Here is a 20,467-nt window from a genome sequence, read left to right as displayed (position 1 = left end):
GAAACCAAACTTCCGTGATCGGCCGTCGCGCCATTGCGCCGCATGACAGGGCTGCATAAGGTGCGCCCAGACGATTTCAGGAGGACCTTTCATGCTGCGTTTCGGTATAATTTCAACGGCTAAGATCGGCAGGGACAACGTCGTTCCCGCCATCCAGGACGCGGAAAACTGCGTCATTACCGCGATCGCCAGCCGCGATTTTGCGCGTGCCCGCGAAATGGCAGACCGCTTCTCCGTGCCGCATGCCTTCGGCTCCTACGAGGAGATGCTGGCGTCCGACACCATCGATGCCGTCTATATTCCGCTGCCGACTGCCCAGCATGTCGAGTGGTCGATCAAGGCTGCCGATGCCGGCAAGCACGTGCTCTGCGAAAAGCCGATCGCGCTGAAGGCCTCCGAGATCGACGATCTGATCGCCGCCCGCGACCGCAACAAGGTCATCATCAGCGAAGCCTTCATGGTCACCTATTCGCCGGTCTGGCGCAAAGTCCGCTCGCTGCTGCAGGAGGGCGCGATCGGCGAGCTTCGCCATGTGCAGGGTGCATTTACCTATTACAACCGCGACCCCGGCAATATGCGCAATATCCCCGAGCTCGGTGGTGGCGGCCTGCCTGATATCGGTGTCTATCCCGTCATCAGCACCCGCTTTTCCACCGGCAAGGAACCGTCCTGGATCCAGGCGATCACCGAACGCGATGCGGAATTCGGCACCGATTTCTATTCCAGCGTGAAGGCGGATTTCGGCGAGTTCGAGCTGAGCTTCTACATCTCTACCCAGATGGCCGGCCGCCAGATCATGGTCTTCCATGGCACCGACGGTTATATCGAGGTCAAGTCGCCCTTCAATGCCAATCGCTGGGGGCCGGAGGAGATCGAAGTGACCAATCGCGGCCACAACGAATCCCAGATCATCCGCTTCCAGGACAGCCGCCAGTACAAATGCCAGGCGGAAGCCTTTGCCCGTGYTGCATCAGGCGAAAAGGAAGACATCGTCACGCTGGAGGATTCGAAGCTCAATCAGAAGGTCATCGACGCCATCTATCGCGCCAGCGAGCAGGATGGCTGGGAAGCCGTCTGACCTCTAATCGGCATTGCCGCGGAAGACGAAGCGGGAATAGCCGAAGAAGCTGAAAAACATCGATGCCGCGGTCGCGAGCACCATCGCGACAAGCGGCTGCAGCGCCGGTAGTGACAGAAGCAGTGCCGAATAGAGCCCGTAATTGACAAGGGCGGCGGTTATGCCGACCGAGCCGTAGCGAAAACCTTCTACTGCCAGCGACCGGCCGGATCGGTCGAAAGTGAAGCTCCGGTTGAAGGCCCAGGTCGTTGCCATCGCCAGGACAATGGCGATCAGCCGAGCGATGAAGGGACCGAGTGGCGTCAGGTGCAGAAGCAACGCAAGCACGCTCGCATCGACGATGAAGCCCAGCCCACCGGCGACCGCGAAGCGAATGAGCTTCTTCATGCCGCGTCAGCCTTCTTGCTATCAAGTGTTATGGGCAAGGTTTTATCCTTTGCCGCGACCGGCGCTGCGAGGCTCATATAATGGATACGCAACTGCTCGGCCCGCGCCCGCGCAACGGAGTCCAGAATGACGCCGGCCGTAAACAGCATGATCGAGATCATCGCCAGCGCCGTCGAGAGCACCCAGGTCGGCATGCGGCTGACGAGGCCGGTTTCGAAATATTCCGCCAGCACCGGCCCCATGAAGCCGAGGCTTGCCAGCATGAAGAGCGCGCTGATCGTGCCGAAGAAGGCAAAGGGCCGCGTCTCCTTCATCAGCATGGCGAACATCCACAAGATCTTGCGGCCGTCGCGGAAGGTCGAGAGCTTCGAATGCGAGCCTTCCGGGCGCCTGCCATAATGCAATTCCAGTTCACTGACAGGCAATTTCAGCCGCGAGGCATGCACCGACATTTCCGTTTCGATCTCGAAGCCGCCGGAAACCGCTGGAAAGCTCTTGACGAAACGGCGTGAGAAGGCCCGGTAGCCGGAGAAGATATCGGTGAAGTCAGGTCCGAAGATTGCGCGGTAGAGGATATTGAATAGCCGGTTGCCAAAGGCATGCCCCTGCCGGCCGGCGTCGTCATGCACACCGCGCCGCGTGCCGACCACCATGTCGGCCCGTTCCGTCAGCAGCGTCCGTACCAGCTCTTCGGCATCCTCAGGCGCGTAGGTCCCGTCGCCGTCGGCGATGATGTAGATGTCGGCATCGATATCGGCAAACATGCGGCGCACCACATGGCCTTTGCCCTGGCGCCGCTCGCGCACGACCTGCGCGCCGGCAAGCATGGCATGCAGCGCTGTGCCGTCAGTGGAATTGTTGTCGTAGACGTGGATATGCGCATCGGGCAGGGCCGCCCGGAACCCCCTGACAACAGCACCGATCGTCGCCGCTTCGTTGTAGCAGGGAAGCAGAACGGCAATATCAGGACTTTCGCTGAGCGATCGCGCCATGGGGTTACACTCGTTACAAAGAAACCGCGGCGAATTTACTGCATGCAGCGTTAACAAGCCGCTATAGGAACCGAAGCCGTCACGTCCTGTGGTTTACACTTTCTTGATAAGCCACGGCTAAGGTTTGCCCATCACGCAACGACCTGGCTATCATGATGAACGCAGTGCAGCCGATCGCCAAGGMGCAATCCGCATCAGCCAGGACTGGATTCATCGGCAGAATCCGGCAGATGCTCACTCATCTCCTGCCTTCCGCCCTCATCTACACGGTGATCCTGATCGGCATTATCACCGTCATGAAATATGCCGGCGGCCCGGTCGATTATGTCGGCCCTGATAATGACGATGGCATGCGCCTCGTGGAGGTCAGAGATTTCCTGAATGGGCAGGGCTGGTTMGATCTGATGCAGTATCGGCTCGGCCTCGGCGAGGGCACGCTCATGCATTGGTCGCGGCTGATCGACCTGCCGATCGCTGCTCTGATCCGCTTTTTCGGCCTCTTCCTCGGCCATGATGCCGCAGAAGCCGCGGCCCTTGTGGTCTGGCCTCTGTCGCTCGTTTTTCCTGCCATGCTTGCCATGGGCCTTGCCGGCAGGCGTGTCGGCGGCCTTGCCGGTATGCACCTGTCCTTCTGCTTTGCCGGTATGGCAATCTATACCGGCAATCGCTTCGCGCCCGGCGCCATCGATCATCACAATGCCCAGCTCGCGCTTGTCGCAACCATGGTGGCGATGTTGTTCGATGAAAGACAGCGCGCGTGGAACTACGCCGTCGCTGGTGTGTCAGCGGCATTGGCGATCGCGATCGGCGCGGAAACCACACCCTTCGTTGCCACCTATTGCCTGGTGGTGGCTTTGCTCTGGGCCTGGGAAGGCGAGCCGTTCGCTGCCGCCACCAAGGCTTTCGGCCTCAGCCTCGCTGTTGCGATCAGCATCCTCTTCTTTGCGACGGTGCCGCAACAACAATATTCGACGGTGACGTGCGACAATCTTTCGCTCGGCTTCTACAGCTTGGCGACGATTGGCGGTGGCCTGCTGCTCGCTTCCGCAGTCTTTGCCAGCCGTCTCGGCCGCGGCCTGCGCTTTGCCATACTTGCGGCCGTCGGCGCTGCTGTTCTCGGCTCGGCAATGGTCATTGCGCCGCAATGCCTACGCAATCCGCTTGCCGATCTTGATCCTATGCTGGTCGAGCTCTGGCTTCGCAATGTTTCGGAAGCGCAATCCATTCTCGCGCTCAGCCGGACGGATCCCTTTTCCATTGGCGCATTCTATGCGCCGGGCCTGCTAGCGATCGCCGTCTGCATTTTTCGCTCCGTGCGGGGCGATCGCGTGCAGATCCATCTCGTCCTTCTGGCGCTCTTGAGCGTCAGCTGGGCTGTCGCCCTGGTCCAGGTCCGGGGAGCCGTCTTCGCAAACCTTCTGTCCATCCTGCCGCTTGCCCTGCTGATCATCGATGTGCGTCGCATGTCGAACGGCGATAGCGAGAATGCCGCGATTGCCCTCGTCTATATCGTGACGGTTCTGGCAAGCGTACCGGCGGTATGGGCCGTCGGCGGCGCGCTTGTCGAAATGCAACTCGACAAGACGAAGAATGGGGAGGAGGCAGAGCGTCTCTCCTGCTCATCGAAACAGGCGCTCGCTCCGCTTGCCGCCGTGCCCGCTGGTCTGATCTCGGCGCCATCGGAAATGGGCGTGCCAATCCTGCGCTACACCGTCAACCGTGTCCTGTCGGCGCCCTACCATCGAAACCAGGGTGGCATGCTGACCGAGATGCATATCGGTCTGGCTGAGCCGCTGGAGGCGGGAGCATTTCTGAAAGGAGCGGGTGTCACGATGCTTGCGTTCTGCGCGGATGATCTGCAGACCCGTGAAATCGCCAGATTGAAGCCCGATGGGCTCTATGCGCAGCTCGGCAAGGGCATGATTCCGCCCTACCTCGACCCGCTTCCGAAAGCCGCCAACAGCGGCGTCCAGTTCTTCCGTTACCGGCCGACGCCGGACTGACGTCCTATCTTTCAGGAATGGACGAGTACGGCTCGCAGACGATCGGTGGTGAAGAGACCACCGAGATAAAGCAGCAGACCGGCATTATAGCCGATGATCGTGTAGAGAAGCGCCAGGAATGACACCGCGCCGCCGGAAGCGATTGCGGCGAGAGCAAAGGTCGCGCCGATCAGCATGGCGACCAGCGCAATGACGCTGGCCGAGCGCATGAGGCCGACGGTGAGGCCCAGTGTGGTTGCTGTCAGGATGATCATGTCGTCACCTCTTCTTCAGGTCGTTTGCGAGGAGCCTAGGGGCCCTCCGCTAACAAAAGTTTATTGGCCACCCTCCATGGAAGCTTCAATTGCGGCCATGGTTACGGATGCGTTCACCTGACGGCATTTCCTCCGGCTCGCGCCGGGTACATGTTTCGATACAAATCAACTCTGTTACAGGCTGAAAAGTTCCGTTACTTTCTCGCTTACGTAAACGGAACTCTCCAGTGACAGCACCGGTGTTGAACGAAGCAGCATCACGCTGGCAATTCGATCGACGTCGGATCGACTGGTTGTTCGGAAAGAGGGCGAGCCGATACCCAATAAGGTTGAGCAATAGCGACGATAAGATAAGCGATCGCTCCCGCGCCTTTCATCGGCGGGGAATTTTCACTGTCACCAGCATGCTCATTTTCGGGTCAGTGTTCGCCACTCCCTACGAACATGAATAATACTAAGTTTTTTTTGGACGTAGCGATATCCCTATTTCTAGGGTCTTTCGTCGATTTTCGGGTAAAAATACGCCCTTCGACGGAGCCGACCTTCCCGTTCGGGGTCGATCAAAATAGAAAGGGCGGATGAGCAATGTCTTTGACGGCGATTCGCCCACCAATCTTGCGGAATATTCAGTCTCTGAACTGTCCGGTTCCATCAAGCGGACCGTCGAGACAGCCTTTGATCAGGTGCGGGTGCGCGGCGAGATTTCCGGCTACCGCGGGCCGCATTCTTCCGGTCATGCCTATTTTTCGTTGAAGGACGACCGCGCTCGCATCGATGCGGTCATTTGGAAAGGCACTTTTTCCCGCCTGAAGTTCCGTCCGGAAGAGGGCATGGAGGTGATCGCGACCGGCAAGGTCACGACCTTCCCCGGCTCTTCTAAATATCAGATCGTCATCGAGACCCTGGAGCCTGCTGGTGCAGGCGCGCTGATGGCATTGATCGAGGAGCGCAAGCGCAGGCTCGGCGCTGAGGGCCTGTTCGATCCATCGCGCAAGAAGCGCCTGCCTTTCATGCCTGAGGTCATCGGCGTCGTGACCTCGCCCACCGGGGCCGTCATCCGCGATATCCTGCATCGTATCTCCGATCGTTTCCCGGTCCATGTCATCGTCTGGCCAGTCAAGGTGCAGGGGGAGGGCTCCGGCGAGGAGGTGGCGAACGCCATCAACGGCTTCAATGCCATGGAACCCGGCGGTGAGATCCCGCGTCCGGATGTGCTGATCGTCGCGCGAGGCGGCGGCAGTCTCGAAGATCTCTGGAGCTTCAACGACGAAATCGTCGTGCGTGCCGCAGCCGACAGCCGAATTCCTTTGATCTCCGCTGTTGGCCACGAGACGGACTGGACGCTGATCGATTACGCCGCCGATGTCCGTGCGCCGACACCGACGGGTGCCGCTGAAATGGCCGTGCCCGTCAAGGCCGAGCTTGAGGCGCAGACCGCAGATCTCACTGCCCGCCTGCAGGGCTGCATGAGCCGCCAGATGGATCAGCGCCGCCAGTCCGTTCGCGCGTTGATGCGCGCTCTGCCGTCGCTCGACCAATTGCTGGCGCTGCCCCGCCGCCGCTTCGATGAGGCGGCCACCGGCCTCGGCCGCGGGCTGGAACTCAACACCATCAACAAGCGCCGCGGTTTCGAGCGTGTCGCCTCGCATCTGCGTCCGGACGTGCTGTCGAACCGCATCACCGAGCGTCGCCAGCTTCTCAACGAGCGCATGGCCCGGGCTGAGCGTACCGTCGAGCGTCTGCTCGATCGTTCAAAGTCCCGCATTGAGCGCGCCGAAGCAATTCTCGCCTCGCTTCCGGCGCGGCTGAAGACTCAGACCGATCGTGGCCGCGAGCGGCTCGGCAATCTTTCGCGCCACGCCGATACTGCGATCCGCCATCAGCTGACGCGTGCGCGCGCCGAGCTTTCTGCACAGGACCGCGTTCTTCAGTCTCTCTCCTACAAGAACGTGCTGAAGCGCGGGTATGCGGTCATCCGCGATGAGGACAACAGGCCGGTATCGCAGGCTGCCGCACTCTCCGCCGGGATGGGCATCGCCATCGAGTTTGCCGATGGCCGCGTCGGAGCCATGACGACCGAAGGCGGCACTCCACCGGCAGGGTCTAAGAAGCGCACCGCAAGGGGCGGCGAGCCGCCGAAGCAGGGAAGCCTGTTCTAGCGATGCACATTCTGCTCGTGCTCGCCCATCCGCTGCCGGAAAGCTTTGCTGCTTCTGTGGCCCGGACCGCTCAGGAGGCACTCGAAGCCTCCGGCCATACTGTCGATCTGCTGGATCTCTATGCCGAGGATTTTGACCCTCGGCTATCGAAGGCCKAGCGGAGCGGCTATTTCGACGTGCCTTACGACACCTGTGCCGTTGCCGGTATCTTGGCTCGTCTTCAGGCTGCTGACGGGCTCGTCCTCGTTTTCCCGCAGTGGTGGTTCAATTTCCCGGCCATCCTGAAGGGCTTCTTCGATCGCATCTTTGCGCCGGGCGTCGCTTTCACCCACGATGCCGCCGGCGGCCGCATCGTGCCGCAGCTCACCAATATCAGGCTGCTCTATGCGCTGACGACGACAGGTTCACCCTGGTGGCTGGTGCATTTCTATATGGGCAATCCCGTCCGCCGCCTGCTGAGGCGCGGCATTGCCAATTTCTGCTCGAAGAAACTCGTCTTCCGTATGCTGAACCTGCACGACATGGACCGCACGACGGATGCCAGACGCAGGGCGCATCTGGAGCGCATCCGCAAGGTGCTCGCGGCCGTCTGACTATTCGAAGTCCGACAGGAATTTCTTCAGCAGCCGATCAAGCTCCGCCTTGTCTTTATCTGTCAGATTGCGCGTCAACCGCTGTTGGTTGGCGACATGGGCGCCAACCGCCTCTTCCACGATCGCCAGCCCCTTCTCGGTGAGCGCAATCAGCACGCTGCGCCTGTCTTCGGGATTAAACAGCCGTTCCACGAAGCCGGCCTTTTCCAGCTGGTCGATCCGGTTCGTCATCGTGCCCGAACTCACCATAGTCATGCCGAGCAATTCTCCGGGCGAAAGCCGGTAGGGCGCGCCGGAGCGGCGAAGGGTCGCCAGCACATCGAAGGCGGAAGAGGAGAGGCCATGCTTGAGCAGTACGTTTTCCACTTCCCGGCCGATATGCGTCGTCAGCCGTTTCAACCGGCCGAAGATCCCCATGGGTTCGACATCCAGCTCTGGCCGCTCGCGCCGCCACTGAGCCAGGATCCGGTCGACGTGATCTTCATTGGTTTTGCCCATACCGCATCGATATCAGGAGATCTCTTGACGTCAAGATAAAATGCATTATCCTGAATTTATCTTGAAGTAGAGATTCTTGAAATGAAGACAAATGCACGCTATGCCACCGATGTGCTGATGACCGCTGTTGCTCCCGCCATCTGGGGAAGCACCTATTTCGTCACGACGTCCTTCCTGCCGCAGGATTATCCGCTGACGGTTGCGATGCTGCGCGCGCTGCCGGCCGGTCTGCTTCTGCTGCTGATTGTCCGGACGCTGCCCACGGGCATCTGGTGGGGCCGCGCCTTCATTCTCGGCGCGCTGAATTTCTCATTCTTCTGGGCGATGCTTTTCGTTTCGGCCTACCGATTGCCGGGCGGCGTGGCCGCCACGGTCGGCGCCGTGCAGCCACTGATCGTCATCGCGCTGTCGCGCCTTTTCCTTGGCAAGCCGATCCGATTCTTCGCTGTCATTGCCGGCCTGATCGGCATGGGTGGGGTGGCACTTCTGGTGCTCGGCCCCAAAGCGGCACTCGATCCTGTCGGTKTTGCCGCAGGTCTTGCCGGTGCCGTCTCCATGGCTTTTGGTACGGTGCTGACCCGCCATTGGCAGCCGCCCGTATCGAGCCTGACTTTTACCTCATGGCAACTGACTGCGGGCGGCATCCTGCTCGTGCCCGTCGCCTTCTTTCTGGAGCCTGCGCTTCCGGTGCCGACGGCAGCCAATATAGTCGGCATCGCCTATCTCGGCCTCATCGGCGCAGCCTTCACCTATCTGCTGTGGTTMCGCGGTCTGTCACGCATCGAGCCTTCAGCCGCGGCATCGCTCGGTTTCCTGAGCCCCGTCGTCGCGACCCTGCTCGGCTGGCTGGCGCTCGGCCAAAGCCTGACGCCAACCCAGCTTGTCGGTTTTGCCATGGTGCTGGTCAGCGTCTGGCTGAGTCAGCGGAGCCTGATGCCGAAGGCTGCGGTTACGCCCACTCGCCCTGGCGCATCACCGGCACCCGCGAACCATCCGGCTTGATGCCGTCGATATCGACCTTGTCGGAACCGATCATCCAGTCGATGTGGATCAGGCTGGAATTACCGCCCTGCGCCTTGATCTGCTCCTGGCTTAGCGAAGCGCCATCGAGGAAGCACTTCGAGTAGCACTGGCCGAGCGCGATATGGCAGGAGGCATTCTCGTCGAACAGCGTATTGTAGAAGAGGATACCGCTCGCGGAGATCGGCGAGGAATGCGGCACCAGCGCCACTTCGCCGAGCCGGCGCGCGCCCTCATCCGTATCCAGCACCTTGTTCAGGACCTCCTCGCCGCGCGAGGCCTTGGCCTCGACGATGCGGCCGCCTTCGAAGCGCACCCGGATATTGTCGATCAGCGTGCCCTGATGCGAAAGCGGCTTGGTGCTCGACACATGGCCTTCCACGCGCAGCGCATGCGGCGTGGTGAAGACTTCCTCGGTCGGGATGTTCGGATTGCAGGTGATGCCGTTCTTCGCCGTCGAGGCGCCACCATGCCATTCATGGCCATCCGCCAGACCGACAGTGAGATCCGTGCCCGGTCCGGTGAAATGCAGAGCGGCAAAACGTTCGCCGTTCAGCCAGAATGAGCGTTTGGCGAGATTGGCATTATGCTCTGCCCATGCAGCGATCGGGTCATCGAGGTCGACACGCGAGGCAGCAAAGATCGCCCTGGCAAGCCTGGCGATGGCAATCGCTTCCGGATCGTCGGGGAAGACGACCTTCGCCCAGGAGGGGTTGGGATAGGAGACGATGTTCCAGTTGATGTCGAAGTTGGAGATCTTCTCCAGCGCCGGCTTGTAGGCCGTGGAATTGGCGCGGTTGGCGCGGCCGACCTTGCTGGGATCCTGCTCCGACAGGAGCATCGGATTGTCACCGGCAATAGCAAGGCGGGCGGTATCCTTCTCATAGGCCTTCGCCATGCCGTCGTAGAGCCAGCCGGAAGCCCGGTCGAAGCTCTCGTCGCTGCCATATTGGTAGCGCGCCAACGTCGTCTCCTCGTCGGAGTAGAAGGTTGAAACAAGGCCGGCGCCGGCGAGATAGGCGTGTTTGGTGATCAGCCGCACCAGCGGCAGCGCCACGACAGGAGAGGTAATGACGAGATCCTGCCCCTTCTGAAGCTGCAATCCGACCTTGATGGCGACTTCCGCCAGCTTCTCGAGTTTGACGGGATCGACGGAGCTGTGGCTCTGGGGCATGAACGTCATGGGATCAACTGCCTTCTGATATCTACGACGGGAGGTGAAAGACTTAGACCCCTTTACGGCGAAAATGAAGCGCTCCGGCCAATTCATCTCGCCTCAGGCGATCAGCGCCGCAGCTGTCGCTTTCAGTGCTTTTAGCGCGTCCTTGGGGTCCAGCCGCACTTGCAGCCCACGCTGTCCGCCATTGATATAAACCAGCGGTTCGGCCAGCGCCGTTTCCTCGATTGCCGTCGGAACGATCTTCTTCTGCCCGAAGGGACTGATACCGCCGACATGGTATCCCGTCAGCCGCTCCGCATCGGTCGGTTTCATCATATTGGCCGACTTGCCACCAAAGGTGCCCGCGAGCTTTTTCATGCTGACCTCGCGGTCGGAGGGCACGACCACACAGACCGGCTTCCCATCCACCTCCGCCATCAACGTCTTCAGCACGCGATGCGGCTCCTCACCCAAGGCTTCGGCCGCCTGCAGCCCGACGCGCTCGGCATTCGGATCGTAGTCATAGGTGTGAATTGTAAAGGCGATGCCTGCCTGCGTGAGAACCTGCGTGGCGCGGGTGGTCTTGGACATGGMTCAGCCCTCGAACGTCCGCTCGTAAATCTCCGGTTTGAAGCCGATCAGCAGCTTGTCATCAGCTTCCAGCACGGGACGCTTGATCATCGAGGGTTGGTCGAGCATCAGCGCGATCGCCTTCTCGCGGTTGAGGTCCTCGCGAGCAGCGTCCGGCAACTTGCGGAAGGTCGTGCCTGCACGGTTGAGCACCGTTTCCCAGCCTGCCTCGTCGATCCAGCGTTCCAGATGCGCGCGGTCGATGCCGACAGCCTTGTAGTCATGGAAGTCATAGGCAACGCCGTGGTCCTCCAGCCAGCTGCGGGCCTTCTTCATCGTGTCACAGTTCTTGATACCGTAGATGGTAGCGACCATGGGGTTCGATCTCCCTGTTTCGGCAGGGAGATATCACGGCGGATAAGCGCTGCAAACGTCGTTCGGCGTTTATCCCTCGAGCTCTTCGATKAGCGCCGGCAGGTCGGCCACGGTCTCGATAATGTAGTCGGCGCCGGCGGCGATCAGTTTCTCGCCGATCCTTTTGTGCAGCTCGGCCCGCGCCTCCGGCGAAAGCGCATCCACTTCTTCGGGCGTCAGGCCGGCTTCATTGCCGGAGAGCGTTACGCCGACCGTCAYGCAGCCGGCGGCAGCACCTTCGGCAATACCCGGTTCCGTATCGTCGACCTTCAGGACGGCAGAGGCCGGATAGACCATCAGATCGACGAAGCATTTGTACATGCCGATCGGCGTCGGCCGGCCGAGCGGCAGGTCATCGGCGCAGATCAGGTTGTCGGGCGCATAGCCCTGTTCGGCGGCAAGCGGCAGCACGCGCTCCATGATCGAGCGCGTATAGCCGGTGGTCGAGCCGATCTTCATCTGCCGCTCACGCAAGTACTCGATCGTCCTCAGCGCGCCCGGTACCAGTGCGCAGTAATTGCTCACGACCGCCTCGTTGAGCGGCACGAAGAGTTCGTAGACCTTATCGATTGCCGATTCGTCAGGGGAGGTACCGCATGCAGCCTGCCAGCGGGCGGCAATATGCGGCTCGGCCAGCATTGCCGCAATATGCGCGCGCTTTGGAAGCCCCATCGGTTTGCGGGCATCGGCGATCGTCACTTCGATGCCGAACTTGCCGAAGGTTTCCACAAAGGCGCCCATCGGCGCGAAGGAGCCAAAATCGATGACCGTGCCGGCCCAGTCGAAGACCACTGCCTTGAATTGCGTCATGCTGCGCTCCCGTAAAGATCTTCGATGGTTTCCTCGCCGATGCCGAAAGCAGTGGATGCACCGCAGCCCGCCGTGACCACGACGATGCGCAACGCGTCGGAAGGCTTGTCGGTGAACCGCCAGCGGTCCGGGGCGGAGGCATAGGTGCCGATCCAACGCTCGGTGATGAAGCGTCCCGGCAGGTTGAGCACGGTGTCCAACTCGTCGAGGATCAGCCTGTCGACCCGCTCCAGCCCAAAGGGATCGGGCGTTTCGGAATAATGATGGCTGTCGCCGACGACGAGCGAGCCGTCCTCCGACTGCGTGACGATCAGATGGATGCCGTTTTCGCGCTCGGGCTTGAATTCCCGGTCGAGCCTCGCCTTGAGCACAGTCGCCTCCGGTAACTCGGCATAGCCGAGATAGCGTCCAAGCCCGAGATCGGACATGACGGCTGTGCCGAGCGAAACCCGTTGCGCCGGAACGACGCGCATCATCTGCAGTTTGCAGCGCGTTACGTTGAAAGCAGCGATCCGGTCGGCAAACAGGCTCTTGAAATCATCGCCCGGGCAGACGACCACTGTTTCCGCCTCGATCACCCCTGCAGTCGTTTCGACTCGCGGCGGTTCGACGGCACTCACCGCCGTGGAGCGGCGGAACTCGATGCCGTATTTGACTTCAAGATACCGCGCGAGCAGGGGAATGGCAGTTCGGGACTCCACGCGCAGCTCATGCGGGCTGTAGAGTGTAAACGGCGCTGCCTCCGGCCGCAGCGCCGGCACGAGCCGCCGTGCTTCGTCGACCGTCAGTCTTTCGCAGCCTTCTCCCATTTCGGTCCGCAGAAAGGCATCGATCACGCCTTCGGATTCGTCGAGCCTCGCTGCCAGCAAAAGCCCGCGCTGCAGGACATCGATGCCGGCCTCGTCCACCACTTCGGCCCAGATATCACGGGCCTTCCGTGCCTTGCCCCAGCAGTCGCCAGCCTGCTGGCCGGTCACCGTCACAAATCCGAAATTGCGCACCGAGGCGCCGTTTGCCTGTGCGTCGCGGTCTATAACCACAACGCGTTTGCCGCGCTTTGCCGCCGCCAGCGCATGCGCCAGCCCGATAATTCCTGCGCCGACGATCGCAACGTCGTATTGCGGCATGAAAGCTCCTTCGCAACATGTCTGCAACGGCTTGGCGGATTATCTTGAAGCCTGTGTGACAGTTGCGCGGAGCCTTACATTCGCGTGTGGAAAAGAACGCCGGTTCAGTCTTCCAGCGCGCCGGCCCTCCGCGTCGCCTTGCTCGGCCGGTCGGCCGCGATCTTCACTATGTCGCCTCGCCGGCGCACCAGCCGATCGGACGTGCGGGTCAGCAGCAGCCCGCCCTGCGGCGCCAGGATGTGGATATCGCCTTCGGCAAAGCCGGGTCGGGTGATGATCGTCGCCAGAAGCTCTCCTTCAGAAACACGTTCGCCGATATTGCGATGGAACAACACTGTGCCACCCTGCGGCGCGCGCACGATCTCGACATTGTCGAGCGGCACGGCCGGTCCGAAGAAGGTCTTGTCACCGCCTGCCCGGCCGTTGACGACACCACGCCCGATCAGGAATTGCAGCAGGCCTTCGGCGTCTTTTGCGGCCATATCGGGATAGACGTCGYGCCGGCCGCGCAGCTCCACCGTCACCGAAAGCTTGCCCGGAAGCTTTGTCTTGCGCTCGCCTGGCACCTCATATTTCCAGGCAAAACCGACCGCTTCTTCAAAGGCGGAGCTTTCGCCATCAGAAAGCAGCACTGCTTCCATGTCGAGCGCATTGGCAAGGTCCGCTGCCTCCGGCCAGAAGGCCTCATCGATATAGGCATATTGCAGCGATTCATCATCGCAATGCAGATCGAGCACCAGATCGGCCCCGAGTGCCATGTCAATCAGCTTTCGCTTCAATCGATCTGTAGCCGGATAATCATCGAGACCGTCAAGCAACTCCTCCCGGTCGCGAACCGAGATCAGCGGAAAATCCCGATTGAAATTGGTCCGCGATCCCAAATCGAAGCGGCCCTGCAACTCGCCGAAATGCGATTGCGCCGCCCCGATCGGATTTGCCTGCGGCACGAGCGTGATATCGCCGGCGATACGTCCTTCGCTTTCTGCTTGCCCGAGTTGAAGGCAGAGAAAATGCGCAAGCGCCGTTCCCGGCAGTTCATTGGAATGCAACGCGGCCTGGATATAGACCTTCGGCGCCGCCGGATCGCTTCCCCTGAAGCGCATGACCGGCAACCGCCATTCGATGCCGGGCGTATCGCCGGGGATGATGATCTCTGAAACGTCCACTGTCTTGCTCCGCATGTGCATATTGAGTGGGGAGTTTTAGGCGAATCCCCACCCGCGGTGCAAGCGCAGCTCAGCCGATGAGAGGCCACCGGTTGATGACGTGATGCTCGCTCTTCCCGTAGATACTGTGAATCAGCAGGAACTCCTGGACGGTCCAGCGCACAGGTCGGTCAAGCTTTTCAGGCAGCACGGTCTTGCGATCATAGACCATCGTCATGTGCGGCGTCAGATGTCCGCCAACATTATAGGGTAGCCCGGCCTCGTAGAGACCTTCTTGAATTTGGTTGCGAAGATCCAGCAGGCCTTCGTTTTCTTGCCTGCCACAGATGACGAAAGCCTGCGCTTGGCCAGGATGCTTGAAGCTCATGGCCTCGTCGAGAACAATTTCGAACGGCTGGGCACGCACTGTCGCGGCGACTTGTTCAGCGCCGAACACGATATCATCCGGGAGCCGACGGTAGGCGCCAATGCCGTTCAGCGTGACATGAAGCACTGCGTTGGGCCGCGAGGGGCCGGTCAGAGAATGTCTATTGCGATACATTTGCGCGATGTCCAGCGCCTCGGATGCCGCTTCGATGGTTGGACGAAGCGCGAAGAAAATCCTGTCGTGAAATTCTCCGACAAGATCGGATTTCTTCTGCGGGCCTGCGCTATTCGGATCGAGTGGAAAATGAGGCATTTGAACTACGGACTACATCGCCCGCCTCCTTGTTTCGACAAGGAGGAGCATAACCGGATTGACATTATAGTCAAAAACAAAACATGAACAAAATGTTTTGTATGGATATTAAAGACAGAAACGGCTGCCGCAAGGCAGCCGTTTGTTGGCGTCAATCAAGCGTTGAGGCAAGCCTTATGCAGCGTTCTTGACGAGCTCAACCGCCTTCTTGGGAGACCTGGTGCGGGCTGCCTTCGGCGGCGCGAGACGAAGAACATCGTCTGCCRGCAAGCGGGCATTGTCTTGCGCCTTGTCGAGATTGCTGACACGGGCAGGGTCCATCGTGTAGAGGCTGCCGCCGGAAACGAACATATCGCGATAGGCGGCACGCTCGATCAGCGCCGTGTCGATGACATTGACTTGTTGCTTGGCGAGCAGACCCTTTACGGCGAGCAATGCGCGCGTCGTGATGATCGAGCTGATGCGGGTCAGCACGACCGAATGCGGGATGCGAATATCATGCTGGGCCGCGAGCTGCTTCAAGATCTCAAGCACCTGCGCGCCGCCGACGGCATCCATGGCGCAGCCCTGCACCGGAACCATCACATGATCTGAAAAGCCGATGGCCTTCGCCATCAGCGGGGTCATCCCGGCCGGCAGGTCGATGATGACATAACCGCCCCGTTTCTTGAGGTCCTTGATCTGCTGTTCGATCGTATCTTCACTGACGCCTGGCATGACGGCGAAATTGGCTGCTTCCCCTGTCAGGCGGTGCCAGCGTGTGGCCCATTGCTGAGGGTCTGCATCCAGAACGGAAACGCGATGGCCACGGCGAGCCAGTTCTGTGGCAAGAACGAGGGCGACCGTCGTTTTGCCGGCGCCTCCTTTCGTATTCGCAAAAGTAAGTGTTGGCATCGATTACCTCGGGTTGATGAGTTGGCGGCACTCATCCCTGAGAGAGACGCGTCTCGGGCTTAAAGGACAGCGGCTTTCGCAGTGATGAGTTGAAAAGGTCAAACAGCAACCTTGCGTGGCGCTGTTTTATCCTGCTGTCCGAGGTTGATTTTTTCTGGGTGCTATTAGTGAGCAAAGGCTGTAATGCATACGCGCCTTCTTCTCTTGCGAAGAATTGCGTATCTTGAACTGGTCCAGTTTGCGCGGATCCGATCAAGCAATATGGAAATGATGTGCATCATTAGGGCCCGATATTTTCTACGACAGGACTGACTCCATATATCGGGCGTCACGCGCTATCCGCCTGTATACGTAAATTGTTGGTCAAATCACCGACCGATCCAGTACTTATAATTTCACATTCTCTGTGAACCACTCAAGAAATTCTGTCCCGTCAAAAGTTGCTTCGCTGCTTTTGAGATTGTCTGAAATAATGCTCAAATTATTGGTAGATTTTAGTAGCCCCATTATGCTCATCGCGATCGCTTCGCCGTCCTTTTCGGCCTTTAAAAACGTCCCCGATGGTTTCGAAAAAACAAGAGTCAATCTTAGTTTCTCTCCCGGTTCTATTTTTATCTGTAACGGGATGCCAAGCTTCACATTCCAATATTTCGCGCCTCTTTCACGCGTGTCGATACCGTAGTCAAACGATCCAGAGACGGGGTATCCGAACTCCGCATCGGGCTTTTCTGTCGCCACCCCTATCACTGCGCCTTTTCCGTCTAATCCGACCTGCACGTTATACGTAACACTGTCGATAAAACCTGAAATTCCCGCGGCTTTTAATTCTAGATCTGAAGATAAATTAAGAGATTTTGTCCATGCTGGTACGACATTCGATGGATTTGATAGTGTAAATTCGATAGCGAATTTATCCTTATTTGTAGATTTTAATACTATTACATTTGATATAGCAGGAGAAACAGCCTTTATATCCTTCGATAACCCTAAAATGGTATCCGACAAAGTTTTATCAGAAATACTAAGGCTTTCGGCTATTTCAAGAACTGCTAATAGTTGTTTACGATTAAGCGTTGAATTCAATTTCAATTGCTCTATTGCTAATTTTTGATCTTCGGAAAAAGATTTAAATTCGGCCATAATTGACTGAAATTGTTCCAAACTTACCGAGCAGTTGCCAATACAGCTATCTTCAACATTACCTTCGATGACAATTCCGCCGGTCTCTGCTTTAACTCTTGGTTCTTGCGCTAACACAGGTGCAGTGTTCTGCGCCGCACCGGTGAGTAAGGAGGCAATAAGACTGGCAATGCAAAAATAAAAGCGCATCTGCTTACCCTACGGTTGCCTGTCTTTCTGCTGCGTCGATTGCGTACTCACTCTTGAGTTGGTAGCATTCCCACCGATAACTATTCCTCCAGCGGTGGCGCTGGTTCCGGCCGTTGGGGCGTTCGAAATGTTGTCTGAGGGATAGAAATAGACAAACAACGTCCAGAGTCCGCCAATTGCGATTACGAGACCGCCACCCATCCAGGCAATAATCTCTCTTTGTTCCTTTGAAGGCAGGTAAAGTTTCGGTCGGCCCATAAGTAAATACTCCTCGATAGTGAGCTGACAATCTCTGTTATCGGGCAGAGAATACTTTGTCGTTCGAGAAAATAATCTACAGGTGCAGTTTACTCGCAGACATACGAATCCATTCGTCTGCAGAAATATTGTAGCATATGATAGAAGTTGTGAGAAGGCAGTAATAACCGCTCCGCATCACGTTTGACCAGGTGCCGATATCCGTTAAAATTGTGCGAGAAAATTTTAAGAAAACCAATCGGCGAGGTGAGGCATCAAAAGAAATAACGCCATCTCGCCGGCGACCTGCCGGGCGTCAGTCGCGCGATATGCACAGCCCCGCGAGAAGCGGAGCGTAGACGGCGAGCCTGCGGGATACGAACTCGGTAAAGAGCTGCACGCGCTTCGTCTTGCGCGTCTCCCCCTGTGTGAGAAGCCAGAGCGTTCCATACATGTGCAGGTCGGTGCCCGGCACCCTCACCAGTAAGGGGTCGGCATCTCCGACGAAGCAAGGCAGTGTCGTGATCCCGAGCCCCTGCCGTACAGCAACGATCTGCGCCTCGGCGTCCGTAATCCTGAATGGACCCCCCGCGGTGTGAACCTCACCCTCGCTGGCCCAATCCGGAATTCCATGAATGCTTATGACGATCCACCGGATGGGATCAGGCGCGCCCGCACGCCATGCGGCTAGTCGGTCGCGGGACATGTAGACTCCACCGAACAGCTCCGGTCCCTTCAGGCCGTGAAGATTGAGCGGCAGCGTTTTGCGGTCGTAAACGACGCGGATCGCCACGTCGGCCTCTCTGTTCGTAAGATTTGCCAGCTCGCCGGACGACGAGATTTCCATCTCGATGTCCGGATGCAGGCGCGCGAAATCGGCGAAATCCGGCATGAGCAGGTGTGTCGCGAGTGCCGGAGCCAACGTCACCCGCAGAAGCCCGCGCACGCTTTGGTCGCGCCCGAAGACGCGCGTCTCCAGCTGGTGTGACGACGCTTCCATCTGGTTGGCAAGCTCGAGGACCTCCTCGCCCGCAGCCGTCAGGCGATAACCCGAAGGCAGCTTTTCGAACATCCGCGCCCCGAGGCGTTCTTCGAGCTGTGCGATGCGTCGCAGCACGGTCGAGTGATACACCCCGAGGCTCTCGGCGGCAGCCCGCACTGAGCCTCCGCGCGCCACAGCCAGAAAGTAGCGAATGTCATCCCAGTCGATCATGGTGCAATCCTGCACCGCCCGGTGCGCCTTCCAAAGCCGTCTCTACTGCATCGTACTGCAGTATTGGTGGTCATCAAAGCCCATGTTGACAAGCGCGATATCGACTGTCGCGGCAGCATCATTCGTCAGGCCGGATCGATTTTGCACCACCGATGTGCGCGCTTCCGCACTCACCGCCTGAATCCTGCGGACCTATGTTGAGGGTCTCGGGGCGTCCCCGAACGACCAGGGGCAACGAAGGATGCATGACATGAACAGACTGAATGGAAAGACTGCCGTTATCACCGGTGGCGCTACCGGCATCGGCCGCGCCGCAGCAAAGCGCTTCATCGAGGAGGGCGCCTTCGTCTTCATCTTCGGCCGCCGGCAAGACGCGCTCGACGCGGCTTTGGCGGACCTCGGGCCGAATGCCCGCGCGGTGAAGGGCTCGGTCTCCGATCTGGCCGACCTCGACCGACTCTACGCGGCGGTGGCGGCCGAGCGCGGAACCCTCGATATCGTCTTTGCCAATGCCGGGGCGGGAAGCCCGCTTCCGCTCGGCAAGATCACCCCCGAGCACATCGATGAAACTTTCGACACCAATGTGAAGGGTACGATCATGACGGTCCAGAAGGCGCTGCCGCTGATGGGGGAAGGCGGTTCGATCATCCTGACCGGCTCTAGCGCCGGCACCACGGGCGCCCCGGCATTCAGCGCCTACAGCGCGAGCAAGGCGGCAGTGCGCAACCTCGCGCGGACCTGGGCGGAAGACCTTAAAGGCACCGGCATCCGTGTAAATGTGCTGTCGCCCGGGGCGACGGCGACCGAACTGGCGAAGGAAGCGCTCGGCGAGGAGGGCCAGAAGGTCTTCGCCTCGATGACCCCGCTTCAGCGTATGGCCGATCCGGCGGAGATCGGAGCGGTGGCTGCATTTCTCGCGTCGCCGGACAGCAGCTTCATGACCGCCAGCGAGGTCGCGGCCGACGGCGGCCTCGCGCAACTCTGACGCGTTCCGCCGGGCTAGGCCGGGGGATCAATATCAACACGGAGAAGTATTATGAGCTATGCGATTATAGGATTCGGTGCGGTAGGCCAGGCTCTCGCCCATACCTTCGCCCGTAAAAACATCGACGTGGCCGTCGCGAGCCGCCGGCCGGCCGAGGCGTTGGCGCCGCAGGCTCGGGCGATTGGACCCGGCGTCGTCGCCAAGTCGTTGCGGGATGCACTCGAGGCCGACACAATCATCTTGGCGGTCCCGTTCGGTGAGCATCGCGAGGTCGCGAAGGCCCTGCCGAGCTGGGAAGGCAAGACAGTCATCGACGCCACGAACGCCTTTGGAGTTCTCGTTGAAGAGCTGGACGGTCTCCCGTCCTCCGCCTTCGTCGCGAAGGCGTTCACCGGCGCCAAGCTCGTGAAAGGTTTCAATCACCTGGTTGCGGCCACCTTGGCCGCCGATCCGATCGTCGAGGGCGGACACCGGGTCGTCTTTCTGTCGAGCGACGACGAGGACGCGATCGCTCCCGTGGCGGCCTTGGCCAAACGACTCGGGTTCGCACCCGTCACGCTCGGAAAGCTCAACGAGGGTGGCGCGCTGGTGCATGCACGCGGCCGCACTTGGGGCCAGCTCATCTTCCAGGATTTGTTCAAGAAGGAGCAGTAATCGATCTGTGACCGTGTGATCGACGCCGAGAACTGGTCGCGCGCTAGCTTCTTCGAGCAGCGCGCGACCGAGTATTTGAAGGCCACAAAGTCGCGTAGGTTGGGGTGGGCCTGACGGCGCATGGGCGCCGTTCGAAGAGCGGGGAGACGCCCGACGGAGCGGCAGATCTGCGGGTCGCCTTGAACCTATCGACTGCTACCGATGGCCCCAGGGTTCGCTCGAATGTCCTCTGCTTCCGATACTACT

The 20,467-nt window shown here is 59.6% G+C and carries 21 protein-coding genes; 7 read left to right on the top strand and 14 right to left on the bottom strand.

Annotation, left to right across the window (positions count from 1 at the left end; genetic code table 11):
* Positions 1-91 precede the first annotated feature (91 nt).
* Positions 92-1,078: a Gfo/Idh/MocA family protein gene (locus tag AC1DNW_RS10790; protein ID WP_477852638.1), complete on the top strand. Its 987-nt coding sequence runs from the start codon at positions 92-94 to the stop codon at positions 1,076-1,078.
* A 3-nt stretch (positions 1,079-1,081) separates the two neighbouring features.
* Here AC1DNW_RS10790 and AC1DNW_RS10785 read toward each other — a convergent pair whose 3' ends face one another.
* Complete coding sequence (locus AC1DNW_RS10785) at positions 1,082-1,465, bottom strand: GtrA family protein (protein ID WP_113307276.1); 384 nt, start codon at positions 1,463-1,465, stop codon at positions 1,082-1,084.
* Positions 1,462-2,457, bottom strand: coding sequence for a glycosyltransferase (locus AC1DNW_RS10780; RefSeq protein WP_113307277.1), 996 nt, complete (start codon positions 2,455-2,457; stop codon positions 1,462-1,464). Before AC1DNW_RS10780 ends, AC1DNW_RS10785 begins: the two co-directional genes overlap by 4 nt.
* A 155-nt stretch (positions 2,458-2,612) precedes the next feature.
* On the opposite strand from AC1DNW_RS10780, the gene AC1DNW_RS10775 reads away from it, so the two are divergent.
* Positions 2,613-4,460: a hypothetical protein gene (locus AC1DNW_RS10775; protein WP_477852720.1), complete on the top strand. Its 1,848-nt coding sequence runs from the start codon at positions 2,613-2,615 to the stop codon at positions 4,458-4,460.
* An 11-nt stretch (positions 4,461-4,471) separates the two neighbouring features.
* Here the strand turns inward: AC1DNW_RS10775 and AC1DNW_RS10770 are convergent, their stop codons facing one another.
* On the bottom strand, positions 4,472-4,714 hold the full coding sequence (locus AC1DNW_RS10770; RefSeq protein WP_113298243.1) for a hypothetical protein: 243 nt from the start codon (positions 4,712-4,714) through the stop codon (positions 4,472-4,474).
* A 578-nt stretch (positions 4,715-5,292) separates the two neighbouring features.
* On the opposite strand from AC1DNW_RS10770, the gene xseA reads away from it, so the two are divergent.
* Both xseA and AC1DNW_RS10760 read left to right on the top strand, forming a co-directional pair.
* Positions 5,293-6,873: an exodeoxyribonuclease VII large subunit gene (gene xseA, locus AC1DNW_RS10765; RefSeq protein WP_113307278.1), complete on the top strand. Its 1,581-nt coding sequence runs from the start codon at positions 5,293-5,295 to the stop codon at positions 6,871-6,873.
* Positions 6,874-6,875: 2 nt separating this feature from the next.
* Positions 6,876-7,466, top strand: a complete 591-nt coding sequence (locus AC1DNW_RS10760) for an NAD(P)H-dependent oxidoreductase (protein ID WP_477852635.1) — start codon at positions 6,876-6,878, stop codon at positions 7,464-7,466.
* On the opposite strand, the gene AC1DNW_RS10755 is transcribed toward AC1DNW_RS10760, so the two are convergent.
* Positions 7,467-7,964, bottom strand: coding sequence for a MarR family transcriptional regulator (locus tag AC1DNW_RS10755; protein ID WP_113298246.1), 498 nt, complete (start codon positions 7,962-7,964; stop codon positions 7,467-7,469).
* 81 nt (positions 7,965-8,045) lie between these two features.
* On the opposite strand from AC1DNW_RS10755, the gene AC1DNW_RS10750 reads away from it, so the two are divergent.
* Positions 8,046-8,966: an EamA family transporter gene (locus AC1DNW_RS10750; protein WP_477852634.1), complete on the top strand. Its 921-nt coding sequence runs from the start codon at positions 8,046-8,048 to the stop codon at positions 8,964-8,966.
* Here AC1DNW_RS10750 and AC1DNW_RS10745 read toward each other — a convergent pair.
* The 10 genes from AC1DNW_RS10745 to AC1DNW_RS10700 form a co-directional block, all read right to left on the bottom strand.
* Positions 8,914-10,167 carry an aminopeptidase gene (locus AC1DNW_RS10745; protein WP_113307695.1) on the bottom strand — a complete coding sequence of 418 codons (1,254 nt, stop codon included), beginning with the start codon at positions 10,165-10,167 and terminating at the stop codon, positions 8,914-8,916. The two genes, AC1DNW_RS10750 and AC1DNW_RS10745, sit on opposite strands and share 53 nt — an antisense overlap.
* A gap of 93 nt (positions 10,168-10,260) precedes the next feature.
* On the bottom strand, positions 10,261-10,734 hold the full coding sequence (ybaK, locus tag AC1DNW_RS10740) for a Cys-tRNA(Pro) deacylase (RefSeq protein WP_113307696.1): 474 nt from the start codon (positions 10,732-10,734) through the stop codon (positions 10,261-10,263).
* 3 nt (positions 10,735-10,737) lie between these two features.
* Complete coding sequence (locus tag AC1DNW_RS10735; RefSeq protein ID WP_113307697.1) at positions 10,738-11,088, bottom strand: ArsC family reductase; 351 nt, start codon at positions 11,086-11,088, stop codon at positions 10,738-10,740.
* Positions 11,089-11,157: 69 nt separating this feature from the next.
* Positions 11,158-11,937, bottom strand: coding sequence for a phosphonoacetaldehyde hydrolase (phnX, locus tag AC1DNW_RS10730; protein WP_477852632.1), 780 nt, complete (start codon positions 11,935-11,937; stop codon positions 11,158-11,160).
* Entirely contained in the window at positions 11,934-13,064 is a 1,131-nt protein-coding gene (locus AC1DNW_RS10725) for a TIGR03364 family FAD-dependent oxidoreductase (protein WP_113307698.1), read from the bottom strand. Before AC1DNW_RS10725 ends, phnX begins: the two co-directional genes overlap by 4 nt.
* 104 nt (positions 13,065-13,168) lie before the next feature.
* Positions 13,169-14,230, bottom strand: coding sequence for a M14 family metallopeptidase (locus tag AC1DNW_RS10720; RefSeq protein ID WP_477852631.1), 1,062 nt, complete (start codon positions 14,228-14,230; stop codon positions 13,169-13,171).
* 70 nt (positions 14,231-14,300) lie between these two features.
* A complete protein-coding gene (locus AC1DNW_RS10715; protein ID WP_113307700.1) occupies positions 14,301-14,909 on the bottom strand; it encodes a 2'-5' RNA ligase family protein in 609 nt (202 codons plus the stop codon).
* Positions 14,910-15,083: 174 nt separating this feature from the next.
* On the bottom strand, positions 15,084-15,803 hold the full coding sequence (locus tag AC1DNW_RS10710; RefSeq protein ID WP_477852630.1) for an AAA family ATPase: 720 nt from the start codon (positions 15,801-15,803) through the stop codon (positions 15,084-15,086).
* Between the two features lie 387 nt (positions 15,804-16,190).
* Positions 16,191-17,132, bottom strand: coding sequence for a hypothetical protein (locus tag AC1DNW_RS10705; RefSeq protein ID WP_162748432.1), 942 nt, complete (start codon positions 17,130-17,132; stop codon positions 16,191-16,193).
* Between the two features lie 553 nt (positions 17,133-17,685).
* Positions 17,686-18,582, bottom strand: a complete 897-nt coding sequence (locus AC1DNW_RS10700) for a LysR family transcriptional regulator (protein WP_477852629.1) — start codon at positions 18,580-18,582, stop codon at positions 17,686-17,688.
* Between the two features lie 250 nt (positions 18,583-18,832).
* On the opposite strand from AC1DNW_RS10700, the gene AC1DNW_RS10695 reads away from it, so the two are divergent.
* A complete protein-coding gene (locus AC1DNW_RS10695) occupies positions 18,833-19,567 on the top strand; it encodes an SDR family oxidoreductase (RefSeq protein ID WP_113307777.1) in 735 nt (244 codons plus the stop codon).
* Positions 19,568-19,618: 51 nt separating this feature from the next.
* Entirely contained in the window at positions 19,619-20,221 is a 603-nt protein-coding gene (locus tag AC1DNW_RS10690) for an NAD(P)-binding domain-containing protein (RefSeq protein ID WP_113307704.1), read from the top strand.
* The last annotated feature ends 246 nt before the right edge of the window (positions 20,222-20,467 follow it).

This window comes from Rhizobium sp. 05L429, from assembly GCF_056397645.1.
The sequence above is the reverse complement of the archived record's forward strand: the minus strand, read 5'-3'. Positions and strand labels throughout refer to the sequence as shown.

What these genes read in the sequence shown, in the direction of transcription:
- AC1DNW_RS10770 (WP_113298243.1), bottom strand. Translation starts at nt 4,714, where the DNA reads ATGATCATCCTGACAGCAACCACACTGGGCCTCACCGTCGGCCTCATG.
- AC1DNW_RS10690 (WP_113307704.1), top strand. Translation starts at nt 19,619, where the DNA reads ATGAGCTATGCGATTATAGGATTCGGTGCGGTAGGCCAGGCTCTCGCC.
- AC1DNW_RS10705 (WP_162748432.1), bottom strand. Translation starts at nt 17,132, where the DNA reads ATGCGCTTTTATTTTTGCATTGCCAGTCTTATTGCCTCCTTACTCACC.
- AC1DNW_RS10745 (WP_113307695.1), bottom strand. Translation starts at nt 10,167, where the DNA reads ATGACGTTCATGCCCCAGAGCCACAGCTCCGTCGATCCCGTCAAACTC.
- AC1DNW_RS10735 (WP_113307697.1), bottom strand. Translation starts at nt 11,088, where the DNA reads ATGGTCGCTACCATCTACGGTATCAAGAACTGTGACACGATGAAGAAG.
- AC1DNW_RS10780 (WP_113307277.1), bottom strand. Translation starts at nt 2,457, where the DNA reads ATGGCGCGATCGCTCAGCGAAAGTCCTGATATTGCCGTTCTGCTTCCC.
- xseA (WP_113307278.1), top strand. Translation starts at nt 5,293, where the DNA reads ATGAGCAATGTCTTTGACGGCGATTCGCCCACCAATCTTGCGGAATAT.
- AC1DNW_RS10725 (WP_113307698.1), bottom strand. Translation starts at nt 13,064, where the DNA reads ATGCCGCAATACGACGTTGCGATCGTCGGCGCAGGAATTATCGGGCTG.
- AC1DNW_RS10785 (WP_113307276.1), bottom strand. Translation starts at nt 1,465, where the DNA reads ATGAAGAAGCTCATTCGCTTCGCGGTCGCCGGTGGGCTGGGCTTCATC.
- AC1DNW_RS10700 (WP_477852629.1), bottom strand. Translation starts at nt 18,582, where the DNA reads ATGATCGACTGGGATGACATTCGCTACTTTCTGGCTGTGGCGCGCGGA.
- AC1DNW_RS10715 (WP_113307700.1), bottom strand. Translation starts at nt 14,909, where the DNA reads ATGCCTCATTTTCCACTCGATCCGAATAGCGCAGGCCCGCAGAAGAAA.
- AC1DNW_RS10755 (WP_113298246.1), bottom strand. Translation starts at nt 7,964, where the DNA reads ATGGGCAAAACCAATGAAGATCACGTCGACCGGATCCTGGCTCAGTGG.
- ybaK (WP_113307696.1), bottom strand. Translation starts at nt 10,734, where the DNA reads ATGTCCAAGACCACCCGCGCCACGCAGGTTCTCACGCAGGCAGGCATC.
- AC1DNW_RS10695 (WP_113307777.1), top strand. Translation starts at nt 18,833, where the DNA reads ATGAACAGACTGAATGGAAAGACTGCCGTTATCACCGGTGGCGCTACC.